Origin of the sequence: Micromonospora sp. NPDC050397 (assembly GCF_044901685.1) — a bacterium.
GTDB lineage: Bacteria > Actinomycetota > Actinomycetes > Mycobacteriales > Micromonosporaceae > Micromonospora_G.
This window is the reverse complement of the sequence record NZ_JBJDPS010000001.1, coordinates 87,792-113,671: the sequence shown is the minus strand read 5'-3', so window position 1 is coordinate 113,671 and position 25,880 is coordinate 87,792. Positions and strand designations below refer to the sequence as shown.

The 25,880-nt window shown below is 69.9% G+C and carries 19 protein-coding genes and 1 pseudogene; 12 read left to right on the top strand and 8 right to left on the bottom strand.

The genetic code is table 11. The features are described 5' to 3' along the window. Positions 1-107: 107 nt before the first annotated feature. Positions 108-983 carry an endonuclease/exonuclease/phosphatase family protein gene (locus ACI2K4_RS00445; protein ID WP_404507629.1) on the top strand — a complete coding sequence of 292 codons (876 nt, stop codon included), beginning with the start codon at positions 108-110 and terminating at the stop codon, positions 981-983. 85 nt (positions 984-1,068) lie between these two features. Here ACI2K4_RS00445 and ACI2K4_RS00440 read toward each other — a convergent pair whose 3' ends face one another. After that, positions 1,069-1,812 carry an SDR family NAD(P)-dependent oxidoreductase gene (locus ACI2K4_RS00440; protein WP_404507628.1) on the bottom strand — a complete coding sequence of 248 codons (744 nt, stop codon included), beginning with the start codon at positions 1,810-1,812 and terminating at the stop codon, positions 1,069-1,071. 202 nt (positions 1,813-2,014) lie between these two features. Here ACI2K4_RS00440 and ACI2K4_RS00435 point away from each other — a divergent pair, with 202 nt between their 5' ends. From ACI2K4_RS00435 to ACI2K4_RS00425, 3 genes and pseudogenes are all read left to right on the top strand, one after another. Then, the gene (locus ACI2K4_RS00435; protein ID WP_404507627.1) at positions 2,015-3,019 is read left to right on the top strand and encodes a DUF5954 family protein; all 1,005 of its coding nucleotides are present in this window, start codon (positions 2,015-2,017) and stop codon (positions 3,017-3,019) included. Between the two features lie 104 nt (positions 3,020-3,123). Next, positions 3,124-3,666, top strand: coding sequence for a hypothetical protein (locus ACI2K4_RS00430; protein WP_404507626.1), 543 nt, complete (start codon positions 3,124-3,126; stop codon positions 3,664-3,666). Between the two features lie 275 nt (positions 3,667-3,941). Continuing rightward, positions 3,942-4,406 (top strand): annotated as a pseudogene (locus ACI2K4_RS00425) (iron chaperone). A gap of 118 nt (positions 4,407-4,524) precedes the next feature. Here the strand turns inward: ACI2K4_RS00425 and ACI2K4_RS00420 are convergent. Both ACI2K4_RS00420 and ACI2K4_RS00415 read right to left on the bottom strand, forming a co-directional pair. Beyond that, positions 4,525-5,004, bottom strand: coding sequence for an SRPBCC family protein (locus ACI2K4_RS00420; protein ID WP_404507625.1), 480 nt, complete (start codon positions 5,002-5,004; stop codon positions 4,525-4,527). Then, on the bottom strand, positions 5,001-5,363 hold the full coding sequence (locus ACI2K4_RS00415; protein WP_404507624.1) for a metalloregulator ArsR/SmtB family transcription factor: 363 nt from the start codon (positions 5,361-5,363) through the stop codon (positions 5,001-5,003). Before ACI2K4_RS00415 ends, ACI2K4_RS00420 begins: the two co-directional genes overlap by 4 nt. Before the next feature lie 306 nt (positions 5,364-5,669). On the opposite strand from ACI2K4_RS00415, the gene ACI2K4_RS00410 reads away from it, so the two are divergent. From ACI2K4_RS00410 to ACI2K4_RS00385, 6 genes are all read left to right on the top strand, one after another. Next, complete coding sequence (locus ACI2K4_RS00410) at positions 5,670-9,281, top strand: hypothetical protein (protein ID WP_404507623.1); 3,612 nt, start codon at positions 5,670-5,672, stop codon at positions 9,279-9,281. Positions 9,282-9,336: 55 nt separating this feature from the next. Then, positions 9,337-9,528 (top strand): hypothetical protein, encoded by a 192-nt coding sequence (locus ACI2K4_RS00405; RefSeq protein WP_404507622.1) that lies wholly within the window; start codon positions 9,337-9,339, stop codon positions 9,526-9,528. Then, entirely contained in the window at positions 9,525-11,690 is a 2,166-nt protein-coding gene (locus ACI2K4_RS00400; RefSeq protein ID WP_404507621.1) for a LamG domain-containing protein, read from the top strand. The genes ACI2K4_RS00405 and ACI2K4_RS00400 overlap by 4 nt, the downstream gene beginning before the upstream one ends. Before the next feature lie 100 nt (positions 11,691-11,790). Further along, the gene (locus ACI2K4_RS00395) at positions 11,791-13,059 is read left to right on the top strand and encodes a ComEC/Rec2 family competence protein (RefSeq protein WP_404507620.1); all 1,269 of its coding nucleotides are present in this window, start codon (positions 11,791-11,793) and stop codon (positions 13,057-13,059) included. Beyond that, positions 13,059-17,543 (top strand): DUF6603 domain-containing protein, encoded by a 4,485-nt coding sequence (locus tag ACI2K4_RS00390; RefSeq protein ID WP_404507619.1) that lies wholly within the window; start codon positions 13,059-13,061, stop codon positions 17,541-17,543. The genes ACI2K4_RS00395 and ACI2K4_RS00390 overlap by 1 nt, the downstream gene beginning before the upstream one ends. Next, positions 17,536-19,374, top strand: coding sequence for a hypothetical protein (locus ACI2K4_RS00385; protein WP_404507618.1), 1,839 nt, complete (start codon positions 17,536-17,538; stop codon positions 19,372-19,374). The genes ACI2K4_RS00390 and ACI2K4_RS00385 overlap by 8 nt, the downstream gene beginning before the upstream one ends. A gap of 245 nt (positions 19,375-19,619) precedes the next feature. Here ACI2K4_RS00385 and ACI2K4_RS00380 read toward each other — a convergent pair whose 3' ends face one another. After that, positions 19,620-20,261: a HEAT repeat domain-containing protein gene (locus ACI2K4_RS00380; RefSeq protein ID WP_404507617.1), complete on the bottom strand. Its 642-nt coding sequence runs from the start codon at positions 20,259-20,261 to the stop codon at positions 19,620-19,622. A gap of 215 nt (positions 20,262-20,476) precedes the next feature. Between ACI2K4_RS00380 and ACI2K4_RS00375 the strand changes: the two genes are divergently transcribed. Beyond that, positions 20,477-20,764: a transposase gene (locus ACI2K4_RS00375; protein WP_404507616.1), complete on the top strand. Its 288-nt coding sequence runs from the start codon at positions 20,477-20,479 to the stop codon at positions 20,762-20,764. A gap of 1,196 nt (positions 20,765-21,960) precedes the next feature. Here the strand turns inward: ACI2K4_RS00375 and ACI2K4_RS00370 are convergent. After that, positions 21,961-23,157, bottom strand: coding sequence for an MFS transporter (locus ACI2K4_RS00370; RefSeq protein ID WP_404507615.1), 1,197 nt, complete (start codon positions 23,155-23,157; stop codon positions 21,961-21,963). Positions 23,158-23,436: 279 nt separating this feature from the next. On the opposite strand from ACI2K4_RS00370, the gene ACI2K4_RS00365 reads away from it, so the two are divergent. After that, positions 23,437-24,138: a TetR/AcrR family transcriptional regulator gene (locus tag ACI2K4_RS00365; RefSeq protein WP_404507614.1), complete on the top strand. Its 702-nt coding sequence runs from the start codon at positions 23,437-23,439 to the stop codon at positions 24,136-24,138. Positions 24,139-24,296: 158 nt separating this feature from the next. On the opposite strand, the gene ACI2K4_RS00360 is transcribed toward ACI2K4_RS00365, so the two are convergent. The 3 genes from ACI2K4_RS00360 to ACI2K4_RS00350 form a co-directional block, all read right to left on the bottom strand. Continuing rightward, a complete protein-coding gene (locus tag ACI2K4_RS00360) occupies positions 24,297-24,992 on the bottom strand; it encodes a class I SAM-dependent methyltransferase (protein WP_404507613.1) in 696 nt (231 codons plus the stop codon). A 26-nt stretch (positions 24,993-25,018) separates the two neighbouring features. Further along, positions 25,019-25,237 carry a hypothetical protein gene (locus ACI2K4_RS00355; RefSeq protein WP_404507612.1) on the bottom strand — a complete coding sequence of 73 codons (219 nt, stop codon included), beginning with the start codon at positions 25,235-25,237 and terminating at the stop codon, positions 25,019-25,021. Positions 25,238-25,323: 86 nt separating this feature from the next. Then, complete coding sequence (locus ACI2K4_RS00350) at positions 25,324-25,812, bottom strand: SRPBCC domain-containing protein (protein ID WP_404507611.1); 489 nt, start codon at positions 25,810-25,812, stop codon at positions 25,324-25,326. Positions 25,813-25,880: the final 68 nt, after the last annotated feature.

Genomic DNA, 25,880 nt, shown 5'->3' with positions numbered 1-25,880 from the left:
GGCGACCTGTCGATCTTTCGTTCCCCGTTGTTCGGTGTCGCGTCGACTCGGATCGCTAGCGTGCGCTGGCCGCCATCGACGGCGGTTCCGTGTGCGAAGGGAAGTCGATGCGCAAGACAACACACTGGTCGGCCCGCGCCCTGGGCGCTCTCGCCGGCGCGGTCGCGCTGGTGGCGGCCCTGCTGCCGGCCACCCCGGCGGTCGCCGCGAACGTGGCCTTCAAGGCGGCGACGCTCAACATCTACAACGGCCTGAGCCAGGCCGACTTCGTGCACGACCTGAACCTCATCGCGTCCAGGGCGGACCTCGTCGGTCTGAACGAGGTCGGCAACCGCAAGGCTTTCCTGGAGGGCTGGGCCGCCGACAACGGCTGGTGGCTGTACGCGCCGGGCGGGACCAACCAGGCTGGCGAGGCGCTGATCGCCAAGAAGAGCATGTTCGACGTGGTCGACAGGGGTTCGATCTTCGTCTGCGACACCAACGGTCCGGGCGAGGTGCCGCCCGCGCGGTACAACAACTGGGTCAAGTATCGGCACAAGGCCAGTGGCCGTAACGTGACCCACATCAACGCCCACGCGGTGGCGAGCATCGAGAGCGCCGGGCGGCCGGAGGACCTGCCGCGTACCAGGTGCGCCGAGGCGCAGTTCCAGGGGCTCAAGGATCTTGCGGTCGACAAGCAGGACGAGGGCCAGGTCATCGTCAGCGGTGACCTCAACGTCGACTTCAGCGCCGACCGGAGCTACGGGTACGCGAAGTTCCCGTGGCAGGTCTTCGAGGCCAACCCGCTGCCGAACCTGCGCTCGAACTACAACCTGTACGGCGAGCAGGGGACCGGCACGCACGGCAACCGACACATCGACTACGTCTACTTCTGGAAGCGGCTGCCGGAGTACCAGCTCATGTGGATGACCGGCTACGACATCGTCACCGGCACCAACTCCGACCACAACGGCGTCGTCGCGACGTTCTCCATCCAGAACTGACCCGTCCGCCCTCCGCCGGCCACGAGTCCCGCTCTCCCGCTCGCCTGCGGCGGGCCAGGCAGGACTCGTTGCCGGCGGAGGGTCTTCAGATGGTGAAGCCGCCGTCGACGTTGACCGTCGCGCCGGTGATGTAACGGCCGTTGGGGCTGGCGAGGAACGCCACCGCCGCGGCCACGTCGGCTGGCGCCGCGTAGTGACCGAGGGCGGTGAACCCGGTGATCGTGCCGGCATTGGGGCCGTCGGCCGGATTCGACTCGGTGTCCGTAGGTCCTGGGTTCACCAGATTCACGGTGATCGCCCTGCCGCCGAGTTCGCGTCCGAGCGCCTTGGTCAGGCCGATCAGCGCGGTCTTGCTCGTCGAGTACAGGGAGAAGCCGGGAAAGGGCGCCCGCTCGGCCATGTTGCTGCCGATGTTGATGATCCGCCCGCCCGCCGACATGTGCGGCACCGCCGCCTGCGAGGCGGCGAACGGCGCCCGGACGTTGACCGCGACGCTCTGTTCGAAATCTTCCAGGCTCAGTTGCTCCAGTGGTCCGACCAGGAACGCGTGGGCGTTGTTGACCAGGATGTCGAGACGACCCAGCTCACCGGCGGTCCGGTCCACCGCGGCGACCACCGCCGCCGGGTCGGCACTGTCCGCCCGTACGGCGATCGCCCGCCGTCCCACGGCCTTGATCTGGTCCACCACGTCGTCGGCGCGTTGCTGATTCCGCTGGAACGTCAGCGCCACGTCGGCGCCTTCCTCGGCCAGGCGCAGTGCCACGGCGGCGCCGATGCCACGACTGCCACCGGTGACCAGGGCCACCTTGCCGTCAAGTGCGTTGTTCATGACGGGAAGCCTGGTCGACAGGGGCTCGGTCGTCTGGCGGTGATCGGACGGCGCGTTCGTCTCACCGGTGGCAACGGCTGGCCCTACCCGCCCGGCCGCTTGGGCGTTCCGACAAATCCTGAGGCCGGGTTGCTGATGCCGACGGACAGAATGTGGAGGTGGCGGGGCTGCGTTTTTGCGGCCGATGGAACACAATGCGCACATGACCCATGACGGTAAGCGGGTTCCCGAACACCTGCTGATCAGGATCGAGCAGCGGGACGACCCCGTGTCGGCGGTCTCCGAGCACGACGCTCAACACCGCTCGTTCGCCTACCCGACGATCATGTGGGGTGCCCCGGTCTTCGGCTCGGCCGAGGAGGTGGACGGCCGATGGCGAATCTTGCAGCTCAACGCCGACGCGCCACAGGCGGCCCGCGACGGCCTCGCGTCCCACTTCCGCCGGCTGCACAGCGAGACACCGCAGACCGCCAAGCACACCGCCGAGCGGGCAGAGTACGAGACGGTGTACGAGCAGCTCGACTGGGAGGCGATCGACGAGGCCACGGTCAACGGCCGCCGCTACCGCATCATCCGCGCCCAACCGTTCATCAGGATGGGCCCGGATGGTCCGGAGCCGCCCCGGCCCACCGATCCGGACCCGTATCCCCCGGGCCAGGCGACCCGGGACACATCACATATGGACGGTTTTGTCATTGATCCGACCGCCGGCACCGGGCTCACCGACGGACTGGTCCGGCTCGAAATGATCTCGGCGTCCTACCCGAAGACCCTCGCCGAGGACATGTACGCCGACTCCCGCCGGGCGATGACCACCCACCCGAACGTGGTGCTACTCCCCGTCGGCTACACCATCGGGCAGCACGTGGACGGCAACTGGCGACCCCAGTCGTCGGAGACGTACGCCACGCCGCAGGCCGCCCGGGACGCGGGATCCTTCTCCATGCCGGAGCTGCCGGACCAGGACGGCTCGGTGGAGGATTTCATGGCCGCGTACCAGCGGGCCCGCGCGGCGCACCAGCCTCCGCGCACCGACAACTTCGAGGTACGGGGCGTGCCGTGCCGGGTCACCCGGATCGAGACGTTCATCCGCGTCGGCCCGGACGGGCCGGAAGGCCCGCGCACCTCCGACCCCGACTCGGATCTACCACCGGCACTGCTGATGCAACAACTCCGCGAGCAGGGCCTGGCGGCCGAGCCCGACTGATCCCACCGCCGACAGGGAGGAATCCGGCCAGTCTGACCAGGCTGGCTGCCCGCCGACCCGGCCTGGAGTGCCCGTCCGGGGCGCTGGGTCGGTAGGGTGCCGGGATGCGTGACGTGGACCTGCTCGAGCTGATCCAGGAGAGCCCGTGGATCGCCGACCTGCTGGCCGAATTCGATTTCGACGTCGCCCGGGTGGTCAACGGCCCGGTTGAGCCGGTGCACCTGGCCAACGGCGAGTCCCTCGAGATGATTGCCGGCGACGCGTCCGGCGGGGCGTTCATGCTCGCGGGGACCGTGGGCGAGACGCGCCCGGTGGTGTACGTCGGCTCCGAGGGAGAAGGCGGCCTCATCGCCACCGGGCTGCGCGACGCGTTGGCGCTCGTGGTCGGCCTCCCCAGCCTGCACGACGCCACCGCCATTCCGGCGGCCGAGGACGGGGGCGCGCCGCTGCGGGCCTGGCTGGCGCAGGCGGACGACGAGATACGCGAGGACTGGCCCGATCTCGACGCCGATCGGACCCGGCTACGCGACGCACTCGACCTGCCCGCCGCTGACGGTCTGCTGGCGTCGCTACAGGCTTCGGCGGCCAACGACCACTTCCGCCCCGTGAACAACGACGGCAACAAATACGACTCCATGCTGGGATAACGCCCCCCTTCAACCGCGCTGCCACACACACCGACCTGGTCGTCGCGACGTGAGCTGTTGTCCGGGTGGCGCGGAGAACAGCAGGAAGCGCGAGGATCGAGCTCTGCCCGATCCGCACCGGCCGGTGCCCGCTCGAACAGTGGTGGGTTGTGCGGGCGAGGTGCGGTCAAGATGAACTCGGCGAGCATCAGTCATGATTCGAGAAGCGCCAGCCTCTGCGGCACCGCTAGCGTTACGGCCAGTATCCAGCGGCGATGACCAGGGAAGAGGTGGCGATGAGCGCGACCGGAAACGCGAAGACCACAAGGAGCGCCGACGGGTTCTCGGAGGAGGAACGTGCTGCCATCAAGCAGCGCGCCGCGGAGCTGAAAGAGGGGACGAGTCGCGGTCGCGGCAACAAGGCTGCCGCCGAGGAACTCGACGTGCTGTCGAAGATCGCGGAAATGGAGACGTCGGACCGGGCGGTGGCCGAGCGCCTCCACGCCATCGTCACCACGAACGCCCCGGAGCTGTCACCCAAGCTGTGGTACGGACAGCCGGCCTACGCTCGGAAAGGGAAGGTCGTGTGCTTCTTCCGTAGCGGGCACCTGGACAACTAGCCTTATTCAACCTTCGGCTTCACCGCCCAGGCGAACCTCGCCGACGACAGCGGCCTGTGGCCCACGTCCTTCGCCGTCACCGAGCTGAGCGACGAAGCCGCGCAGAGGATCACCGCCCTCGTCAAGAAGGCCATGAGCTGATCCACTGCCTCGACACCGGCGGGTGGACCGCTGGGGTCGATGCCTTCCTCGTACGGAGCGGCGGCCCCGTGCGCGCTCGTACCTCCGATCGCGCGTCACGGGGCCCGCTGAGGTACGCCTACCGCTGCGCCTCGTAGTACTCCTTCATCGCCGGGTAGTAGTCGTCGAATTTCGGTGCGGGCTGACCGTCGCGGGAGGCGACCAGCAGGTCCAGGTAGTACTCCCAGCCGGGGCCGGTATCGCCGACGCGCTCCGTTTCGGTCAGGTGCTGGGTGAACCGAAGCTCGGTCACCCCGGCGTCTTCGACCAGCACCAGGTCCAGAAGCCAACTGCCGTGCTCGTCCACGGCGGAGACCGCCAGTCGCCTCGGCGGTTCGCACGCGTCGATGGTCATGTCCGTCCACGGCTCGCCCTCCTCCTGCACCAACTGGACCTTGATGGTGCGGCCCGGCCCGGCGTCGCCCTCCCAGGGGCCGAACCAGCGTGCCGTGCGACCCGGATCGGTGAGGCTTGCCCAGACGTCGGCGATGGGCGCGCGGAACGTACGGGTCAGCACAAGGTCGTTGCCGAAGACTCGGCCGGTGGGTGTCGGGCTCATGCGGTCTCCCTCTGTGATGGGTGCGGTGCGGCGGTTGTCTGCCGCTCCCGGCGGGTGCGGTAAACCTCGGTCTCCAGTGCGTCGAGGTGGTGCTGCCAGCCGGACGGGCGGGCCAGCCGTGCCAGCCAGCCGGCCAGTTCGTTGAGTGGCGCGGTGACCAGCGTGTAGACACGTCGGCGTCCGTCGGCCGCGTCCAGGACCAGTCCGGCTTCGCGTAACACGCGCAGGTGACGGCTGACCGCCGGCCGGCTGATCACGAACCGGTCGGCGATCTCGCCGGCCGAGAGTGGTTCGTCGCGCAACATCAGCAGGATCTCCCGTCTAACCGGGTCGGCGACCGCGCCGGCTACCTTGTCCACACCTGAAGCGTAACCAAGAGGTTACGCTTCAGGCAATGCCGACGCCCGGTGATCAGCAAGTTGACCAGCAGATTCTTGACGCCCGAGGGCGCGACAGGCTGAGGGTCGACCGAGCCCGCGACCCATCACGAGGGACGTGATGCTCCGGTCGGAAGCTGCGGTTGGTGTCGCGGCGGGGTCGCGTACTCACGACGGCTACGGCGCGGTGGGATCCTCGAAGCGCTTCGCCGACAGACCGTCTATGGTGGACGAACATCGCCCCCGCAGGCCCGACACCGTCACCAGCAGTTGGGGAACCGACGCCTCATGCGCCTACTCGCCGTGCCCGTAAGGGTGGATGCTCTCTGGCTCGCCACCGACCGGGCCGTCACCGGATCGACCGCCGACTTCAGCCGACTGCCGTACGTCGACGCGATCACCGGCCGGGACGTCGACCACGGGGAGCCGAGTCTCAGCGACACGATCCTGCCCACCCCGTTCCAGCAGGACCTGCTCCTCCCGGCCGGGGTCCACCTGCACTGGTCGCTACCGGACGCGTTGACCAGGTTGACCCATACCGCTGCTGCCGGCGACTCCGGGCCGACCATCGACCTGCCCCGGGTCCCGAACCGGTGGCTGGTCACCCGGACCGGCGCGGACGGCGTCGCGGACCGCTGGGTGGTGGAGAGCGACGTGCTCACCGACGTCGACCGGGGTGCCGTCGGCTATCCGCTGCTCGACGGCGACCCTCCGGGCCCGACCGGCCGGCCCTGGCGCCGCCTGGGCCGTCGGCTGCCGCTGTCGGCGTGGCCGGGCCCGCCCGCCGATCGGGTCGCCGCGCTCACCGCGCTGGGTTACGGTGAGCCGACGTTCGCAGCGTTCTATCCGAACTCGTCCAGCGTGTTCGGATTTCACGACGCCGACCACGGGGCGGACGTACCTGCCGCCGGGCTGCGCTACGACGTGGTCGGGTGGTATGCCGATCATGCCGACGACGAGCTGCACGCCGTCCTGACCTCGGCCGGCGACCGGCCGTGGCCCGACACCGTCGCCGACGCGCTCGACTGGTCGGTCTCGATCGAAGGCGGCGACGCCCCCACCCGGATGCTCTGCTACGGCCGGCTGACGTTTGCCGGCGGCGCCGAGACACCGCCGACGCCCGGCCCGGCAGTGGGGACCGAGAGCGGGGTCTGGGTGGCGAACACCGCCACCGAAGCCCTCGCGGCGCACTTGGGCGCGGTGCTGCCCGACGTTTCCGAGACGACCACGGAGGAGCTGCTGGAGGCGCTCACCGTCGCCGACGAGTTGGAGAACACCAGCCTCGACCTGCCCACCCGCCTCGCCCAGGCCCGGCACACGGCCTCGTTCGGACCGGTCGCGGCCGGCACCGTCTGGACCGTACGCCGGCAGGACGACCCGCTCACCCCCGACGGGGCCGGCGGCGACCCGGTCACCGCGGAGCAGCGCCAGGCCCGGGAGCGGCTCTCCCTGCCCGAGCACGTCGGCGACCTGCTGGTCGCGCTGAACCAGGCGCAGTCCGGGTACGACGCGGAAGCAGCCGTCGTGACCGGGTTGCGCCGCCGGCTCTTCGCCGACTGGCACCGGTACGTGGTCTGCGCGTACCCCCCGGAGGGCCTTCGCTCCGACTTCCCCGACCCGGACCTGGTCGCGCTGTACCTGCGACGTCAGGTTGACACGGTGACCGCCCGGCTCGCGGCGCTCGGCGGTCGGCCCCCGGCCAGCACCAGCACCAGCACCAGCACCAGCACCAGCACCAGCACCAGTCTGGCCGACCGGCTGCTCGCGGCCCGGCAGGAGACGCAGCGGGCGCTCGACGAGGTCAACGTCGTCGTGAGCACCACCGCCCGCAGTCGTTTTGTGCTGCAACAGGTGCCCGACGCTCCGTACCATCTGCCCAACGAGCCGGTGGTGCTGCTCACCGGCGCGGCGGCCACCCCGTCGGACCGGTACGGCCGGGACGGCGCCGACCAGCCCGACGGGCTACTGCCCTGCACGCCGCTGGACCTCGCCGACCTGGGCGAGACCGACCTGGCCGGACCGGCCGGCGTCAGTCGGCTCGCCGACCTCGCCGGGGCGCTCGCCACGAAGCTGGCCGAGGACGAGCCCGACCATCCCGGCCTACGTGCCTGGACCGGACAGCCGTGGCACCCGGTACTGCTGCACTGGGAGGTCGAGTTCTTCCCCACCCGCGCCGGCAACAACCTCGGCACCTCGGGTCACGACTTCGCTCCGGACTTCGTCACCGCGAACTACACGCTGGCCGACGGCGACCGTGAACTGCGTCCACGCCCCGGCCGCGACCTGGTGGACAGCGGCGCGAACGTCTACACCGGCAGCACCGTGCTCTCCTCGGCCACCCGGCCGGTGCTCTCCACCCGGATCCTGCGCTACCTGCGGAGTACGCCACTGGCCCGGGCGAACGACGAACGCACCGCCTCCGGCCTGCCGCCGTTCACCTCGGCACAGCTCGACGCCGATCCCGGGCCGTTGCTCGACTGGTGCGCCGCGCGGGCCGACGACAAGCGGCTGCCCGTCCTCGCCGCCGCGTACCGGCATCTCGCGGTGCAGGAAGGGAGCAACCTGGCGCAGAGCCTCGGCGGGTTCAACGACGCCCTGGTCATGCTCCGGATGGTCCGCCAGTTGCCGATCACCGACCCGTTGGGGTTTCCCGCCGGTCAGGCGCTGGCCACCGTCGTCGACGCGGCGGTGGCGGGAGAGGGCCGGTACGCGCCGGTGCCGATGAGCGACTTCAACCCGATCCGGTCCGGCGCGTTGCGGGTACGACGGCTGCGGATCGTGGACAGCTTCGGCATCGGGTACGACGTGGACGTCGAACGGCCCGGGACCACCACCTGGCTGAGTACGCCGAACCGGCCGACCTGGGTGGCGATGCCGCCTCGACTCGCCGTACCGGCGCGGATTCGGCTCGACCTGCTCGACGGCGACCACCCGGACCGTCCGCTCAGCGGGCTGCCGGACTCTTCGCCGGTCTGCGGGTGGCTGCTGCCGGATCCGCTCGACGACGGGCTGCGGGTCTACGCCACCGACGGGCAGTGGCTGGGCACGCTCTACCTGAGCGCGGCCCCGGTGCGGTGGGAGGCCGCCCCGGACGGCCTGGTCACCGAGCCCGAAATGATCGCCAACGGCAAGCTGCGTCGGGTCGTCACCTGGCTACGTGACCTGGGCGTTCAGCGGTTGGCCGAGTTCATGTCCCGGCTGGACGACACGCTGGAGGCGGTGGAGCCGGAGGACCCGGGCCAGCACTCGGGGCGGGCCACCCTGGTCGGACGGCCGGTGGCGGTCGTACGGCTACGGCTCGATCTGGAGGCCCCCGGCGTACCACTGGTCCACCAGGACTGGAACGTGTTCCGGCAGGACCTGGGGCGCACCGACCGGGACAGCGACGGCTATCCCCTGGTCCGGTTCCCGGTCCGGCTCGGTGAACGGGGTCGGCTGGGCGACGGGACGCTCGGCTACTGGCGCGAGGGCCCGGACGGCGAGCTCGACGAGCACTACCACGACGTGGTCACGCTCGCCGCCGACGAGGTCGACCCGCCGCTCGCGGTCGGCGTCGACCTGTCCGCGCTGACCCTCACCGTGTTGCTGGAGCCGGCCGGGGCGATCCACGCGACCTCCGGCGTCCTGCCGACCGTCTCCACCCGGCTCGACGCCGACCACCACCAGGCGGCGCTGGCCCGGCTGGAGACCGGATTCCTCGTGGCGCCGGTGCTGACCGACGCCGCGACGCTCGCCCTGGTCAGTCCCGCCGCCGACCCGCACCGGAGCTGGTCGTGGCGGGAACGGGAGACCGACGGCTGGGTCGAGGTCGCCGAGCCGCCCGACCTGGCCGACGCGTTCCCGGTCGACCTGACCGCCCGGGAGGGCTGGCTCACGTTGCGCCGACAGCCGGCCGACTGACAACCCACCCGTCGCCGTTCCCCCACGCCCCTCCCCTCGTCGAGAGAGCCGTCCGATGCCCCAGATCACCCTCAGCCTGACCCTGGAACAGACAAACACGATCCTGGAGGCGCTCGGGCAGATGCCGTACGCCCGGGTGTACGAGCTGGTCGAGACGATCGGTCGGCAGGCCAGCGCGCAGGTGCAGACCGCGTCCGCCCCGGCCGGGGACGAGGGTTCCGGTCTCTCCGTGGCCCGGTCGGCATGATCCCGGCGCCGCTGCTGCACTGGCAGCTCGACGACATCGCACCGGGCAACGTCATCGTCGACTACGCGCCCGCCCAGCGCGACGGCCGTACCGAGGGCAACCCGACCGTCGCGGCCGACGACCGGTTCGGCGCCGTGGTGGTCCTGGACGGGGACGGCGACGCACTGGTCTCCCCGGCGCTGCCGCCCACGCCGACGTACACGATGGCGGCCTGGGTCCGGGTCACCCGGCCGACCGGGCCGGTCACCCCGGTGCTGGGGCGGATCTCCGCCGCGTTGCGCCTGAGCGCCGACGGCACGCTCGCCACCGACACCCGGACCGTCCAGGGCGCCCTGCGCGCCCAGACCGGGCCGGGCATCTTCACCTTCGACGAGTGGCACCACGTCGCGGTGGTACGCGACACCGGCACGCTGCGGACGTACCTCGACGGGGTCGAGGTCTCGAACGTGAACGTGCCCAGCCCGCTGCCGGTCGAGGGGCCCGTGGTGGTCGGGCGGGAGCCGGGCATCGGCAGCGGTCACCGGAAGATGGCGGTGTCGGCGCTGCGGCTCTTCGACACCGCGCTCGACCCCGGACAGGTCGCCGAGCTGGTCTCCGCCGACGGGTCGACGGTCGCGGCCTTCGCCCGTACCCATCCGCTCGACTTCGCGTTGGCCAACGCCGACGACCAGCCGGTGCTCTACATCAACGACGCCGCCACCGACCAGATCCTCACCCTGCGGGTCACCAACACCTCCCGCCACGACGTCACAACATGGTCGGTTCCCGGCCCGGTTTCCGCGACGAACCGGCACCTCACCCTCACCTGGCGCCCCGGCACCCTCGCCACCGCAGGCACGGTCGGGATCGCCGCACCGGGGTGGACGATGGCGGTCAGCCCCGACCGTACGACGTTCCACCTGCTCGGGCCGGCGGACACCGTCATCCCGGCCGGCGCCTCGATCGACCTGCCGCTGACCGGCCTGCGCCCGGACGGCTCCGACGGCACCCGGGCCACCCGGGTCGAACTCGGGTACCGGCGCCTCGCCCACCCCGGCGGGAACAGCGAGCTCGTCGGCACTCGCCAGCAGTCGCTGGAGGTGGTCAACCACCGGGGACGGCCGGACATCCCGCTCGACATCGGATTCGTCGGCGGCAACCAGGTGCTCAGCACCGGTACGGAGACGAGCACCCTGCGGCTGCGGGTGTCGAACGTCTCCCGCCAGGTCGCGATCCCGCTGACCGGTTCCGGGACGACCAACCGGGGCGGCGCCTCGGCCCTGGTCGTCTCCTTCGACCTGCAGCTCGCCAACGAGACCCGGGACTGGGCACTGACCACGTCCGGTCAGGTCGACTCGGTGGACGTGACGCTGAGCGGCACCACCGGTGTCGACTGGGACGTGGAGCGCCTCGACGAGGACGAGCGGGGGACCTGGACGCTCACCCCGAAAGCCGACACCAGCATCCCGGCCGACGGCTGGTTGGAACTCGCGATCGGTCCGATCCACCCACTGCCCACCCCGGGGCACTCGCCGCTGGTGCTGTCGTACCGCAACGTGCCCGGGTTCCAGGACGGCTTCGTCAGCGTCGCGGTGGAACGTACCCCGCTGCTCTTCTCCGGCAGCCGGCTCGGGATCGGCACCTCGGCCCCGCAGGCGCGGCTGCACATCGTCGCCCCGGCCAACGGCGCCGACGACGGGACCCTGATCCTCGGCGCGACCAACGCCCCGAACCTGCGGCTCGGCCACGCCCTGCGGTACTCCTGGGTGCAGTCGCACGGCAGTACGCCGTTGGCGATCAATCCGATCGGCAACAACGTCGGCATCGGCACCACGGATCCACTGTTCCGCCTGACGGTGGACGCCGTCACCGAGCACCTCCAATTGCGCCGGCAGACCCAGAGCGGCGGCAAGCAGCTCTTCCTGGAGCTGTACCAGTCGGAGACCGCGGCCAACGTGGTGACGTACCCGAGCCTCCGGTTCCACCACGCGGGCAAGTTCTGGCACCGGATCGAGGCTCGGGCCGAGGGGCTTCTGATCAAGGAGGGGAATCTGAACTCCGACGAGTTGCGGGACATCTTCGCCCGGGCCGCGAACCTCACGACCCTGCGCCTGGGCGGCACCACCCTCACCGAGCACGAACTGGCCCACCTGATCAGGTTGACCCGCGCTTTCCCGATCTAGCGCCGTCCCGGGAGCGCGAGGTCGCCGTACGGCCAGCCGGCCCTCGTGATCCCGGGCCCCGTCCACCGTCCCACCCCCGGCAGCGAGGAGTCCGGCGCACATGGTCGACAGCAAGAAGCGCAGCCGCGAGGGGGACGACTCCTCGAAGAAGACCCCCACGTCGAGCAGCCGCGAGGAGGTGCCGAAGAAGAAGGCGAAGGTGGACAAGGCAGCGGCGGAACAGGCGAAGCTCGACGCGGAGGTGCTGCGGCTCGTGACGGCGGTCGAGCCCACCGCGCGACCGGTGGTGCCCATCGTCGGCACCCGGGCGGACACGGGTTTCTACGCCACGTTCCTCCGTTCCGGTCAGGGCGACTGCATCGTGTTCAAGACACCGGGCGGCAAGGTCGTGCTGATCGACTGCGGCTCGACCACGTTCGACGCGGCGAGCGGCAAGGCGCACGACCAGTTCATCTGGAACAGTCTGGACGTCGCCTGGTATCTCGGCGGCAGCGACCGGATCGACATCATGGTCTTCACCCACCCGGACGGTGACCACTACAACCGGCTGGCGTCGGTGCTCGACGACGCCCGCACCGGGCGGAAGATGAAGGTCGGGCGGGTCTACCACAGCGGCGACTCCAACGAGTACGTCGGCGCCATCGACTGGCTCACGACACACATGGACGACAACACCAAGATCTTCAAGGTGACGCACAACCTGGAGACGAAGCCGGACGGGTCCGTGGTCCGGGGCGAGATATCCCTCAACGGGACGGCGATGGTGCCCGGCACCGTCGCTGGTCAGGTCGACTGCCTCGACGCCGGGGGCGGGTTGACGATCGTCGCCGAGGCCGCCCCTGCCTGCACGGTCACCATCCTGGCCGGCGGCGTCACCGAGGACTACGCCAAGGACAACGACACCGACAAGGGCAAGAACCGGGCCAGCCTGGTGCTGCTCGTCGAGGTCTACGGCAAGAAACTGCTGCTCTGCGGCGACGCCACCCGGAGCACCGAGCACTACATGATCAGTGCCGGAAAGTACGCCGCCCAGACCAAGGCCCGGGTCACGGCGGTGGACGTCATGCACATCGCGCACCACGGCAGCATGACGACGTCGGGGGCGCGGGAGTGGCTGGAGGTGGTGAAGCCGAAGACGGAGGCGATCATCAGCGCGGCCCGTAAGGGCAGCAAGTCGCACCACCTGCCGTCCTGGCCGACCGTGTCGAACTACGTCGACAACTTCACCGCCCGGAAAATCACCGCCGCGCACGACGGCTGGTGCTGGGACCTCACCGTCAGCATGTACGTGGTGCAGCAGATGAAGATCAAGGCACCGGTGTACATCACCGGGTCGCACGGCAGCCTCGACATCGTCTGGACGCGCTGATGACGGACCGGCAGACCCTGGAGCGGCTGCTCGCCGACGTACCCGCCGGGCGCCTCGACCTGGCCGTGTCCGCCCTGGATCCGGCGCACGCCACGTACCTCGGTCGGTTCCTGCCCACCGGACGGCTGACCCTGAGCGGCTGCCGCCGCGCCGACGAGGCCGGCGACGCGGTGGTGACCGGCACCGGCACCGCCGCGCCCCTCACCGGCCTGGCCGTCACGGTCCGGTTCACCCTCACCGACAACACCGTCACCCGCGTACGGGTCACCGCGTCCGCCACCCCGACCTGGTCGCTGGCGGACGCGTTCCCGGCGCTGGCCGGCACCCTGCTCGGCACGCTGCGGTTCGACAACCCGACGATGACCCTGGACACCGTGGTCCTGGCCCCGACCGTCGACAACCCGACGCCGGACCCGGCCGACGCGCCGATGACCTTCGTCGGTGACCTGCGGATCACCGCCGGGATGACCGCCGTCGCGCTGCTCTTCCCCGGCGACAGCCACCCGGTCAGCGGCGAGATCACCATGGTCACCCTGGCCCCGGACGGTTTCCCGCTGGCCCACCCGACCGTACCGAGCATCGTGCTCTACGGCGCCGACGGCGAGAGCCTGCGCCTCGGGCTCTTCCAGGTGACCGACCTGCGGTACGAGATCTTCGGCGTTCCGGGGCTGAACTACCGCACCGTCGACAGCGAGGTCTCGGCGATCCTGGTCCTCACCGGCGCGATCGACGTGCGGGTCAGCACCGCCGAGGGCGGCACCGAGACGCACCAGGTGCTGCTCTCCGCCCAGATCGTCGGCTGGGACAACGACGTCGTCCTCGCCGCCGACTTCAGCGGGCTCGGCGCGCTCACCCTCGACGACGTCGCCCGCCTCGCCGGCCTGGACAGCCTCGACCTGCCGTTCGGCATCGACGCGAGCGCCGGGATCAGCCTCGGCGAGGTGGTCGTCTCGCTCACCCGCTCGACCGGGTCGTGGGCGATCGGTCACATGGCGCTGACCGTACGCGCCGATACGAACTGGGTCATCATCGACAACCTGCTCGAACTCCAGGCCCTCGAACTGACCGTACGGGTGGACCGGCCGACCGCCAGCCCGAGAACGTCCATCCTGGTCAACGGGCTGCTGGCGATCGGCGACGAGGGCACCCTGCAACTCGTCGCCGACTCGGCGACGCGCCGGGTCGGCGGCAGCCTCTACGGCGAGGCGCCGCTGCGCATCCGCGAGGTCTACCAGCACTTCACCGGCGAGGACCCGAGCCACCTGCCCGACCTCGACGTGAACCGGTTCCAGGCCGACGTGACGCTGCCGTCCGGCGGCGCCGGTACCACCTTCGGCGGCGAGATCGTGGTCAGCGGCGAGTGGATGCTGAGCGACGAGGTCGAACTGCTCGACCTCTCCTTCGACCTGCACCACGGACCCACCGGCACCGACGTGCGGGCGATGGCCGGCTTCCGCGTCGACCAGGTCACGGTGGTGCTGCGGGCCGCCTACGACCCGTCCCCCGACCTGCGCTGGACCTTCTCCGGCGAGACCGGTCCCGGTGAGGCGATCCCGATCGGCCCGGCGGTCGACTCGCTCGCCGAACGCTTCGGCGGCCTCACCCTGCCGGCACCGCTGGCCGACCTGACCGTCGACAACCTCGGCGTCGACGTCTCCACCGGGACCAAGCGGCTCTTTGTCACCGGCCAGGCCCGCTTCCCGGTCGACGGCACCGACGTGGCGATCACCGTCACCATCGACACCGCCCAGCGCTCCTTCGAGGGGCTGGTCGAACTCGCCGTACCGCTGCGCGACGGCAGCACCTTCCACCCCCGGCTAGACGTGCACCTGGACGACGACCCGACCGCGCGCCGGCTCGCCGCCTCGTACGCGCACGCCGACAGCGACCCGGTGCCGGACGTCCGGGCACTGGTCGGCGCCTTCTCCCCGACCGCGGCGGGTTACATTCCACCCGGGGTCGTGGTCGACGTCCGGCATTTGATCTTCGCGCAGAACCGCCCGGTGGGCGGCACCGGCACGTCGTACGTCCTCGGGGTCGACCTCAAGCTCACCGTCGACCTGGCCGGGCTGCCGGTGGTCGGCGAACACCTCAGCGGTGCCACCACCATCGGGATGGACCTGCTGCGGATCCTCGCGGCCACCACCGCGCTCACCGCCGCCGACGTGGTCGCGCTGAACAAGCTGCTCCCCTCGCCCATCCCGGCGCTGCCCGCCGCCGGCCTGCCCGCCGGTTTCACCATCGACGGCACGCTCCGGCTCGGCCCGCTCGAGCAGCCGGTGACACTGCCGGTCAGCGGCGCGACCGGGACGACAACCCCGCCGGCCGGGCCGGTGCCCACCCCACCGAACCAGACCACCACCGGCGACAACGCGGCCTGGCTGCCGGTGCAGCGCGCCTTCGGCCCGGTGCGGCTGTCCCGGGTCGGCGTCGCCTTCCGGCAGGGCTCCGGCGATCCACGGCTGGCGCTGCTGCTGGACGCCTCGGTCGGCCTCGGCGGGCTCACCCTCTCGTTGCAGGGACTGTCGGTCGGGATCTCGCTCACCGACCCGCTCTCGACACCGTCGTTCGGGCTCTCCGGGATGGGGCTCGCCTACAGCCAGGGCCCGGTCAGCATCACCGGCGCCTTCCTCAAGAGCGAGATCGTGTACGACGGCGTCACGTACCCGGCGTACGGCGGCACCGCCCAGCTACGCAGCGGGGAACTGTCGCTGACCGCGATCGGGTCGTACACGCAACTGCCGGCCGGGCCGTCCGTCTTTGTTTACGCCTGGCTGGACTACCCGATCGGCGGGCCACCGTTCTTCCTGGTCCGAGGGATCGCCGCCGGTTTCGGCTACAACCGGCGGCTGGTCCTGCCGCCGATCGACAACGTGGCCTCGTTCCCGCTGATCGCCGAGGTCACCGGTTCACGTACCCGGGACAGCGACCTCGGTGCCGAGCTGCGGGCGCTCACCCAGTGGATCCCCCCGTCGGTCGGCGACATCCTGCTCACCGCCGGGGTGCACTTCACCTCGTTCGAGATGGTCGACTCGTTCGTACTGGTCGCCGCGACGTTCGGGCACCGCTTCGAACTCGACGTACTCGGGCTGTCGACGCTGGTCCTGCCGTCGCCCGAGGTCGGCGCGGTGGTCACCCCGATCGCCGAGGTGCAGTTGGCGCTGCGGGCCAGCCTGGTCCCCGAGGACGGTTATCTGACGGTGCTCGCGCAGCTCACCCGGGACTCGTTCCTGCTCTCCCGGGCCTGTCACCTGACCGGCGGGATCGCCTTCTCGACCTGGTTCGCCGGTCCACACAGCGGCGACTTCGTCCTCACCGCGGGCGGCTACCACCCGCACTTCCCGGTCCCGGCGCACTACCCGACGGTGCCCCGGCTCGGCTTCAACTGGCAGGTCTCACCACAACTCCGGGTCGCCGGCTCGGCCTACTTCGCGCTCACCCCGGGCGCGTTGATGGCCGGCGGCGGACTCAGCGCGGTCTGGCAGGACGGCTCGATGCGCGCCTGGTTCGACGCCTCGATGGACTTCCTGATCGCCTGGCAGCCGTACCACTACGAGGCGTCGCTGCACGTCAGCGTCGGCGCCTCGTACACCTACCACTTCTTCGGCACGCACACGATCAACGTCCGGGTGGGTACCGAGGTCAACCTCTGGGGCCCGGACTTCGGCGGCACCGCAAAGGTCGACCTGCACGTCACGTCGATCCACATCGCGTTCGGCGCCGGCCGGGGCGGCGGCCCACAGGCGCTCGACTGGACCACCTTCCGGAACACCCTGCTGCCGGCCCCGTCCGAGATCACCAGCGTGACGCTGCGCGCCGACAGCCGTCGGGCCGCACCGGACGCCCCCGCCGACGACCTCGGCATCGTCGACCCGGCCAGCCTCGTGCTGAGCACCGACAGCAGGATCCCGATCAGCCGGGCCGTACGCGGCACCGAGGAGACGGCTCTGGGAACCGGACCGGCGAGCGCCACCCGGTTCGGGATCGGGCCGATGGAGATCGCCGTCGGCGACGGCAGCGCCACCCACCGGATCGTCATCACCCTCGGTGGCAAGAATGTCGAGAACCAGTTCGACTACGCACCGGTGTTCAAGAGCCTGCCGACGGCGCTCTGGGGCGGCCGGCTCACCCCGGCGGCGACCGACAACACCCTCACCCCGGAACTGGTCACCGGCTACGCCGTCACGCCGCGCACCGTGTCCGACCCCGAGCCGGCCTGGCTGGACCGGGCCGCGTTGCAGGCCGACACCGCGCTGTTCGAGGTCAAGAACGCGATCCGGCTCGCCGCGCCGGCCGCCGTACCCGACGCGCCCGGCACCGACCCCGAACGTACGAAGCAGGTCACCGACACGTTCCGGTCGCCGGCCGTGGCCGCGGCCCGCGCCGGAGTGCTGGCCGCCCTGCTGCCCCACGCGTCGGTCGACCTGACCGGCTTCGACACCAGCCAGTTCCACAGCATCCCCAGGGTGGCCGCGAATGCCTGACAACACCGTCACGTTCACCGCGTACCGCCGGCCGGTGCTGGACAACGGCGACTACCAGGTCACCGTCACCCAGACCGTCGCGGCGAAGGGGAACACGGAGTCGTTCACCGCCCTGCGGCGGTTCAGCGTCGGCGGTGACCGGTTCGTCCTGCCGCCGACCGCGATCCGCGCGGTCTTCCCACCCGACGGCAGTCTCGGCGACCACGGCAACGTGCTGCCGCACGTCGTGCTGGCCCGCCCGACCCTGCCCTGGGAGCGGGACCCCGGCGGCGGCGGCGCCGACCGCCCGCCGTGGCTCGCCCTGCTCCTGTTCGACGAGACCGAGAAGCCGGAGCCGCGTACCACCACCCTCGGCGACCTCGCCGACAGCGGACTGCTGCCGGCCGCCGCGACCGCCCGCGAGCAGCACGACTCGACGGGTGACCCGGTCACCGTGATCGACGTACCCGCCACGCTCATCACCGACGTGCTGCCCGGGTACGCCGAACTCCACCTGCTGGCACACGTACGCGGCGACACCGGAAGCGGCGCGGACGGCGACGTGGCGGTGGTCGTCGGCAACCGACTGCCGGCGCCCGGCGCGACCAGCACCGTGCACCTGGTGTCGCTCGAACACCGGTTCCGTGCCGACGCGGACGGCAACCTCCGAATCGACTCGCCGCGATTCGGGAAGGACGCGACCGGGGTTCCGATCGTGCCCCTGGTCAGCCTGGCGAGCTGGCGGTTCGCCTGCGTCAGCCGGGAGCACTCGTTCGCCGCCCTGGTCCGGGACCTGGCCTCGGACCGGGGAAGCCTGCGGCTGCCAAACGTCGGCGACCCGACCGCCGACCGCTACCTCGACCGGGGGCTGGTGCCGTTGCGACACCGGCTGCGCCAGGGCGGCCGGAGCATCGGCTGGTATCGCGGGCCACTCACCACCGGCGCCACCGACAACGGCCCGGTGGCTCCGCAACGTACCGCCGACGCCCTGCTGCGCCTGCACCCCGACGTCGGCATGTTCGACGTCAGCCAGGCGGCGGCGTGGCAACTCGGCCGGCTCCTCGCGCTGCGAAGCACCGACATCAGCACGAACCTCTACACCTGGCGGCGGCGTCGCGACCAGGCGATCAAGCAGACCGTGCCGGCCGACTACCCACTCGCCGTGCCGCCGGTCGACACCAGCATGCCGGAGAGCCTGCTCGGCTGGCTGCGCAACCTCGCCCGGCTCGACGGCGTCCCGTTCAGCTACCTGTTGCCGGACGAACGACTGCTGCCGGTGGAGAGCGTCCGTTTCGTCGGCCTGGACCAGGGCTGGGTACGCCACCTCCTGGACGGCGCGACCAGCATCGGCCGCCTCGGCCCGGCCGACACCGACCGGGACGCGAACGACCGGCTGCCGGTGGACTTCCCGACCGTCACCGGAGCACTGATCCGCTCGGCGGTTGTCCCCGGCTACCCCGGCCTGCTGGTCGACGCGTACGCCGACACCGGCGGGACCAAACGACTGGCGCCGTGGCGTACCGCCCGGCTCGCCCCGGACATCCTGCTCTGCCTCTTCGAGGGCGAACTCGCCCGGCTGGACCTGCATCAGCCGCCGGAGGGCCAGCACCTGGCCGTCGAGCAGCCCGACGACGGCACGATCGGCAAGACCCTGCGGACCCCGGGAGGCGCCAAGACGGTCCCCGCGCCGATCGACCCGCTGCCGCTGGGCGACCTCCGGGTCGTACCGGTGGCGAAGCTGGCGTCGGTGATCGCCGCCGCGCTCGGGGTCGAGCCGGCCCGGCTCGGCTCCGACGACCTTGCCCTGCAACTGACCGAGACGGCCGAGCGGGTGACCTTCCTGCGTGCCTGACCGGGGGTCTCGAAATGATGACCGGGGGCCGTTCTCGTGCCAGCCACACCGTCCGGATTCACGTGCCGACACCCGAACCGCGCCGGGTGCGGCTTGCGGCAGATGCCCACGTCGGACTGGGCGGGCACACGGAGAACAGGCTCCTCCGCGGCTACAGATAGGGCGGTGGTGCCGATGTCGGCGACGTCGTGCAGACGATGGAGGGAGACCGCAAACCACTGCCCGGGCTAGCCTGGTCCGACGAATCAATGCCAGCGAGCCTCATCGATACCACGCCTGATTTCACCGGAAAAGTCTTCAACGCGAAGATCTCCTGCGAACTCGCAGCCCAGAAACGACCCGAGGGATCGGCCTATTTCATCCCCGGCGACGTCGATCAGGTCTTCATCTTCGATCGCGCTGATCAATGCCTCTAGCGACCGAGGATCCTTCCAGTTCGCGAGGTCGATAATGGCCTCACATCGGAAATCCAGGTCCTCAGATGCATCCAACAGCACCCGACGGAGGCGGGCAGCGCGCCAATCCCACACCAATCCTCCGACATCTTCCAAGCAATCCAAAAATACGTCCGGCGGCCGATATCCATGCTCCTCAACGTAATGCAGGATCATCATCGGCGCAGAGTAGGCATCTCCGTTCGGCATATAGTAACGGTACTCACCATTACCTTCGAACGCAGGTCCATCCGAACAAAATTCGCATTCGTGCGTACCCAGGGTAATGGCACCCAACCGGCGGGACGCAGCTTTGAGGCGCTTCAAATCAGCGCTCTTCACGTGCGGCCCACGAGACCCTTGCAGCCCATACTTGCGTCCCAGCCAACCAACCGAACGCATCGGAATCGGAAAGGCCCTGTACTCATAAGGCGAAAGATCGATGAATTCCACGTCACTTCCCAAAATCATTGTACTTGAGGCAGTTCCCGCGTGGAGCGGACGCGGACGTATGACTCGGACCTGACAGATGCCCAGTGGGAGATCGTCGAGCCGTTGTTGCCGTTGGTCAAGGAGCCCTGATCGGGTGCCGAAGCACCCACGTCGGGACCTAGTCGACGCCATCTTGTACGTGCTGCGGACTGGCTGTTCGTGTCGGCAGTTTGCTGGTGGACTTCCCGCCGTGGCAGACGGTGTACTGGCAGTTCAAGCAGTGGGAGAAACGCCAGGTCACCGAGCGGATCCTTGACCTGTTGCGGGAGGAGGTCCGCCTGGTCGAGGGCCGGGATCCGCTGGCTTCGCCGGACGCCTGGTCGGCTGGTGTCGAGACGTTCTCCGTACTCATCTTGAGATTGTTCGGAAGCCGGCTGACCAGGAAGGCTTCGTGGTCCGTCCAAGGCGGTGGGCGGTTGAGCGGACCCGGCGTGGCTCACCTCGTACCGGCGGCTCGCCCATGACATCCACGAAGCCTTGCGAATGGGGCTGGGGCCATGGAAGGCATTGATCACCCTCGCCGGGCACATCGGCACCGGCCCGGTCGGGGCGGCGGCGAGACAGCCGGCCGTCGCCGCTGCTGCCGGCTCTGCCCGGCACCGCAGTCCGGGCGCGGTTGGCCAGCCGGAAGCAGCCGGTCAGGCGCGAATGTGGCCGGGGCGAAGAAGCCGCACGTCCGAACGCAGGTACTCCCACAGAATCGCGGTGTAGAGCACGAACAGGATCCCGCTCCCGGCCGTCACCGGTCAGCAACGTCCAAGCGATCGTCAGAAAATCCAGCGTGCGCTCGCGGAGTTGGACGGCCACGTCGATGTCGAAGGATCATCCAGAGGCTTGCGTCCGGGATAGCGGAACCGCGACGGGGACGGGGTGGCAGCAGCAGTTGGAACCCGGCCCACAACTCGCCCGAGACGATCCACGGCGGCTGCTCACCCCTCCTCACGTTCCGACAGAACAATCCTCAGGTCCCTGCGGTAACGCCCAACCTCATTGAGTTAGGAGTTGTTAGGAGAAGCGCGCGGTCTCCAAGCCTCCACTGGTGGCAGGTGTACCAGAAGCGCAGTACGCAATCGACTCCGTACGGTCGCCTGCCCACTTCCACGGTCCGTAGCGATCGTAGGACTCGCCGGCGCAGCGGACCCAGCCCCGGTATCGCCAGTTTGGACCATTACCATCGCACCAGCCGCCACCCCAGCCACCACTGTAACCAACGTCGGGGTAACACTCGCCGAGCCAGCTTGCCACGGTTTGGGAAGGCGAGGGGGCGGCATCACCGACGATTCGGTGAATGCCCGGCCGTACTGAATCATCCGCCGAGGCGGCTACCGCCGGTGTGGCTGCCAGCGCGGAAAGTCCCGCAACCAGCGTTGCAATCATCGCGATCGCCTGCTTTGTACGCAACGTACAGACCTCCCCGTCACTTTGGATGAGCGCCACGCCCACCCATTCATGTTCATCACCGTAACCTAGCGCCCAGTACCTCGCAACGGTTGGTAACTATTTACCGGGTGGTCCGCCGACTCGTCCGAGGCGGGCTAGCCCGCCGGAACCAACGACGCACGTTCAACCCACCCGACTGACACCCCACTCGAACACGTACTGCGGGAATGGGAGGAGGCCGGCTCGCCCCCTCGCAGCGAGCCGGCCTCCTCCGACGTCCTCACCTCTGGTTGCGGACCAGCTTGGGGCTCGCCACCAGGCAGACCAGGCAGAGTACGGCCGTAAAGACAACCAGCGCGCCGCGTGGGTCCACGTACTGGCTGGCGATACCCATCCCGAGGACCGGCACGATCAGCCCGCAGTAGGCCGCGAGGAACAGACCGGCGAGCGCCTCGCCCCGCTTCGCCGGCACCGCGATGCTGACCACGGTCGTCACCGCGCCCTTGAACAGCAGACCACCGCCACCACCGGCCGCGAATCCACCGATCAGGAACAGGGTGAGGTTGGGCACCCACACCGCGACGGTCACCAGCACCAGTCCGACGATCAGCAGCGTGAGCCCTGTGATCAGCAGGCGGCGAAGGCTGACCCGCAGCATCACGATCTGCAGCAAGGCAGCCGCGCCGAACACGATGAACGCGACCAGACCGGCGAGCGCCCGCGACGGGTGCCCCATGGTGCCGGCGACAAATCCCGGAGCGACCGAGTTGAACAGCCCGTTGACGGCGAACACCACGAAGGCGGCACCGGCGGCGGCCCAGAACGCCGGCTTGGCGGCGGGCGGCAGCGACACGCGCTGCGGACGGTAGGCGGGCCGCGGACCCTCCCAGCGGACCGTCTCCGGTGACAGCGCGACACCGATCGCGCCGAGGATCATCAGCACCAGGAAGACCACGAACGGCGTACGGAGCGGAGCCGCGACCCACTGCGCCAGCACACCCGACACCATTGCGCCGATGGCGAACCCGCCCATGTTCGCTGCCGCGCCGACGACGTCAGAGCGGGTACGGCCGGCCCCGGGACGGGCCACGCCGTTGAGTTCCGCCACGTACGCGGTCAGCGTCGCGCTGATCATTCCGACGCCCACGCCGGAGACGATCCGCGCCACGAGGATGACCGGCAGGGCCGGCGAGGCGATGAAGATCACGGCGGAGACGATCTCGATCAGCAGGCCGGCCAGGACGACGCGCCGCCTCCCTAGGTAGTCGGAGAGATGGCCGACGAAGAACAGTGCCGCCACCACGCCTACCGCGTAGACGGCGAACACCACGGTGATCATGAACGTGGAGAAGCCGTCCTTTGCCTGGTACAGCTCCCACAACGGTGTTGTTACCGTGCCGAACCCGATCGCCACCAGGAAGGCGAACGCCACGGCCCAGAACCCGCCACCGTGGCTGAGGACGCCCGGCCGCGGCACGTCTCGCCGCACCGCCGCCGATGAGGCAGTCGCGGAACCCGAGATCGAAGACATGATGACAACCCCCGGAGGTGTAACAACGCTACGGTCAACAGAGAACGACGTTACAGCCCCGTGCCGAAGAGCGCCGCACCACTGCCGCCGGTCACGGTGTGTGTTCGCACACAGTTCGTCGACCAGCCCCACGTTCCGCCACCGACTCCTGCACCTGGGGTGCGACGCAACCGCCCTCCGGTCCGCCGCGGCACCACCGACACGCGCCGTCCGTAACATGGGGCGATGGATACGCAAACGCAGATCCTCGAAGCCGCCGAGAAGCTCCTCGATGCGTCGCCGGACCGTGACATCTCGACTCGCGCCGTGTGCGAAGCCGCCGGCGTGGCTGCCCCGGTGCTCTACCGACTCTTCGGCGACAAGAAAGGTCTGCTCAGCGCCCTCGTCGACTACGGCTTCGACCGTTATCTGGCAGGCAAGCGCGCCGTCAGCTATTCCGACGATCCGGTCCGGGACCTTCGCGTCGGGTGGGACAACCACATCGCGTTCGCACTGGCGCACCCGGCGGTGTACCGGCTGATGTACTCCCCCGGCTTCGACACGGTGCCCAGCGCCGCGCAGGAAGCCTTCGATCTGCTCCGCGAGGTTCTCACGCGCTGCGCCACCCAGGGCAAACTGGCGGTGAGCCCGGACGCGGCGGCACAGGCCATCCTGTCGGCCAACATCGGGGTCGCGTTGAGCCTGGTCACCCAGGCGGAGACGTACCACGACCCCGGCTTGTCGACCCGGGTCCGGGACGCGATCCACGCCCGGATCCTGGTCTCTCCCGCCCACCGACCGGCCGAGGTGCCCGACGGCCCGGCCGCCTCGCTGATCGCCCTGCAACTCGCGGCGCTGCTACGCGAGCGTCCCAGCTCCCTGAGCGAACCCGAGCAGGCTCTGCTGGTGCACTGGCTCGACATCATCGGCGCCGAAGGCCAACGCTGAGTACGGCCACCGGAGGCCCACCCGCACGACGCTCGGTCGATCAGCGGATTCGCAGGAGCAACACGTTCCCACCGACGCGCGGGGCCGGCACAGCCAAAGAATGGCCCAATCGTCGGCCCGCGCGTTCGCCTCACCCCCACCGATCCATCCCGGATCTGTCAGTGAAACTGCTCGAACGGCGGCTCGACCAGGGAGTCGGGAAGCCGGAGGGCGCGGCAGCGGGGCACTGTCTCGGCCGTCGGGTCGTCGCCGACGTGCCGCTGGGTTCCGCCAGCGAAGGCGTCGGGAATCGCCTTCCAGCCCAGGTTCTGCTCGTAGTAGCGGACCGCGTTTCGCACCGAGGGTGTCCAGTCGTCATCCATCACGATCAACCCGCCCGGCCGGACGATCTTGCGCAGGAAGTACAGATCCACGAACACCTCGTGGTAGCGGTGACTACCGTCCACGAACGCCGCGTCGGCGACAAGACCTTCGGCGACCAGCTCTGGCAGCGCACTGGAGGACCACGTCCGCAGGAGCCTGGCGTTGGAGCCCAGTCCCGCAGCGCGCAGCAGATCCCAGCCAACGTCGGAGTACGCGTGGTCCTGGAAGGGGTCGATGATGATGTGCCGGGGGTGCGTTCGATCGGCCGTGATCAACGCCTCCCCGACCGCGAGGGCAGAGCTGGCGTACGCAAGCCCGACCTCGACAACCGTCTCGACCCCCTCTGAGATCAACAGATCTCGGAGCAGGTCGCAGTCCCGCTCCGGCAGCGTGACCGTCTCGAAGTCCCGCTCGTGCGGGCGGGTCCACGGCGGACCGTCCTGTGCGAGTCGGCGGCGAACCTCCCGAACCCGCGCTCTGCGTTCATTCATCCGCATCCCGCCAGTCTGGACCAACCTCAACGCCCGGGCTGGCGGCGCAGCGGTGCGTGCGCGTCGGCCCAGGCGGTCAGCTCGGTGAGGAGCTGGCGGAGCAGCACGTTGTGGCGGTCACCGGGGGTGAACGTGGTGAACGCCGCGAAGTCGGTGGCAAGTGACCGGCTGACCTGGGTGCGTACGCCGGGCGGTTGCAGCCCCGCCGTGATGAGGCGGCCGAGGATGATTCCGATGTTCGTCATGCGTGGTCCGTTCTGCCTTTCCGATGATTGCTGATGGTCGGAAACGTGGTGCCGCGCGGGTTGGTACCGGAATCCGATGCGCACTCTCACCGCCGTTGCTGACCCGTACGTCCGGATCGCAGGGCCGCGTCAAGGCCGTTCAGCCGCAGCGCGCTCCCGCCGCGCAGGTGCGCCAGGTCCGCACCGCCGTCGCCCGTGTATCGGACAAAGGTCACCTGCTCGGTCCAGTCCAGGCGGGTACCGTCCGTCTCGGCGTCGAACCGGACGGTGACCAGCGAGGTCCATCGCAGTTCGCCGTCGACGACGGCCTCGTAGCCGTAGACGAGCCGGTGGTCGTGCGCGATGTCGATGTACCTCGACCGGTACTCCAGCCGCTCGGGCGCGGTGTCCGGGCCGGTGAAGGTGCTGTGCGCCGTCTCACCACCGCCCACCCGGAAGTCGTGCTCGTACGAGGCTCCGCTGCCGGGCAGCCGGAACCACCGCCGCCGGATCGCGGAGTCGGCGAACGCGGTGAAAACCTCACCCGGCGGCACGTCGAGGTGCCGCGAGATCGTGAACATGTCGTGCCGGACCATGCTGTTCCTTCCGCTGTCACGGCCACCGAGGGGGTGGCCGCACGCCAGTTACGATCAGTAAGAAACGT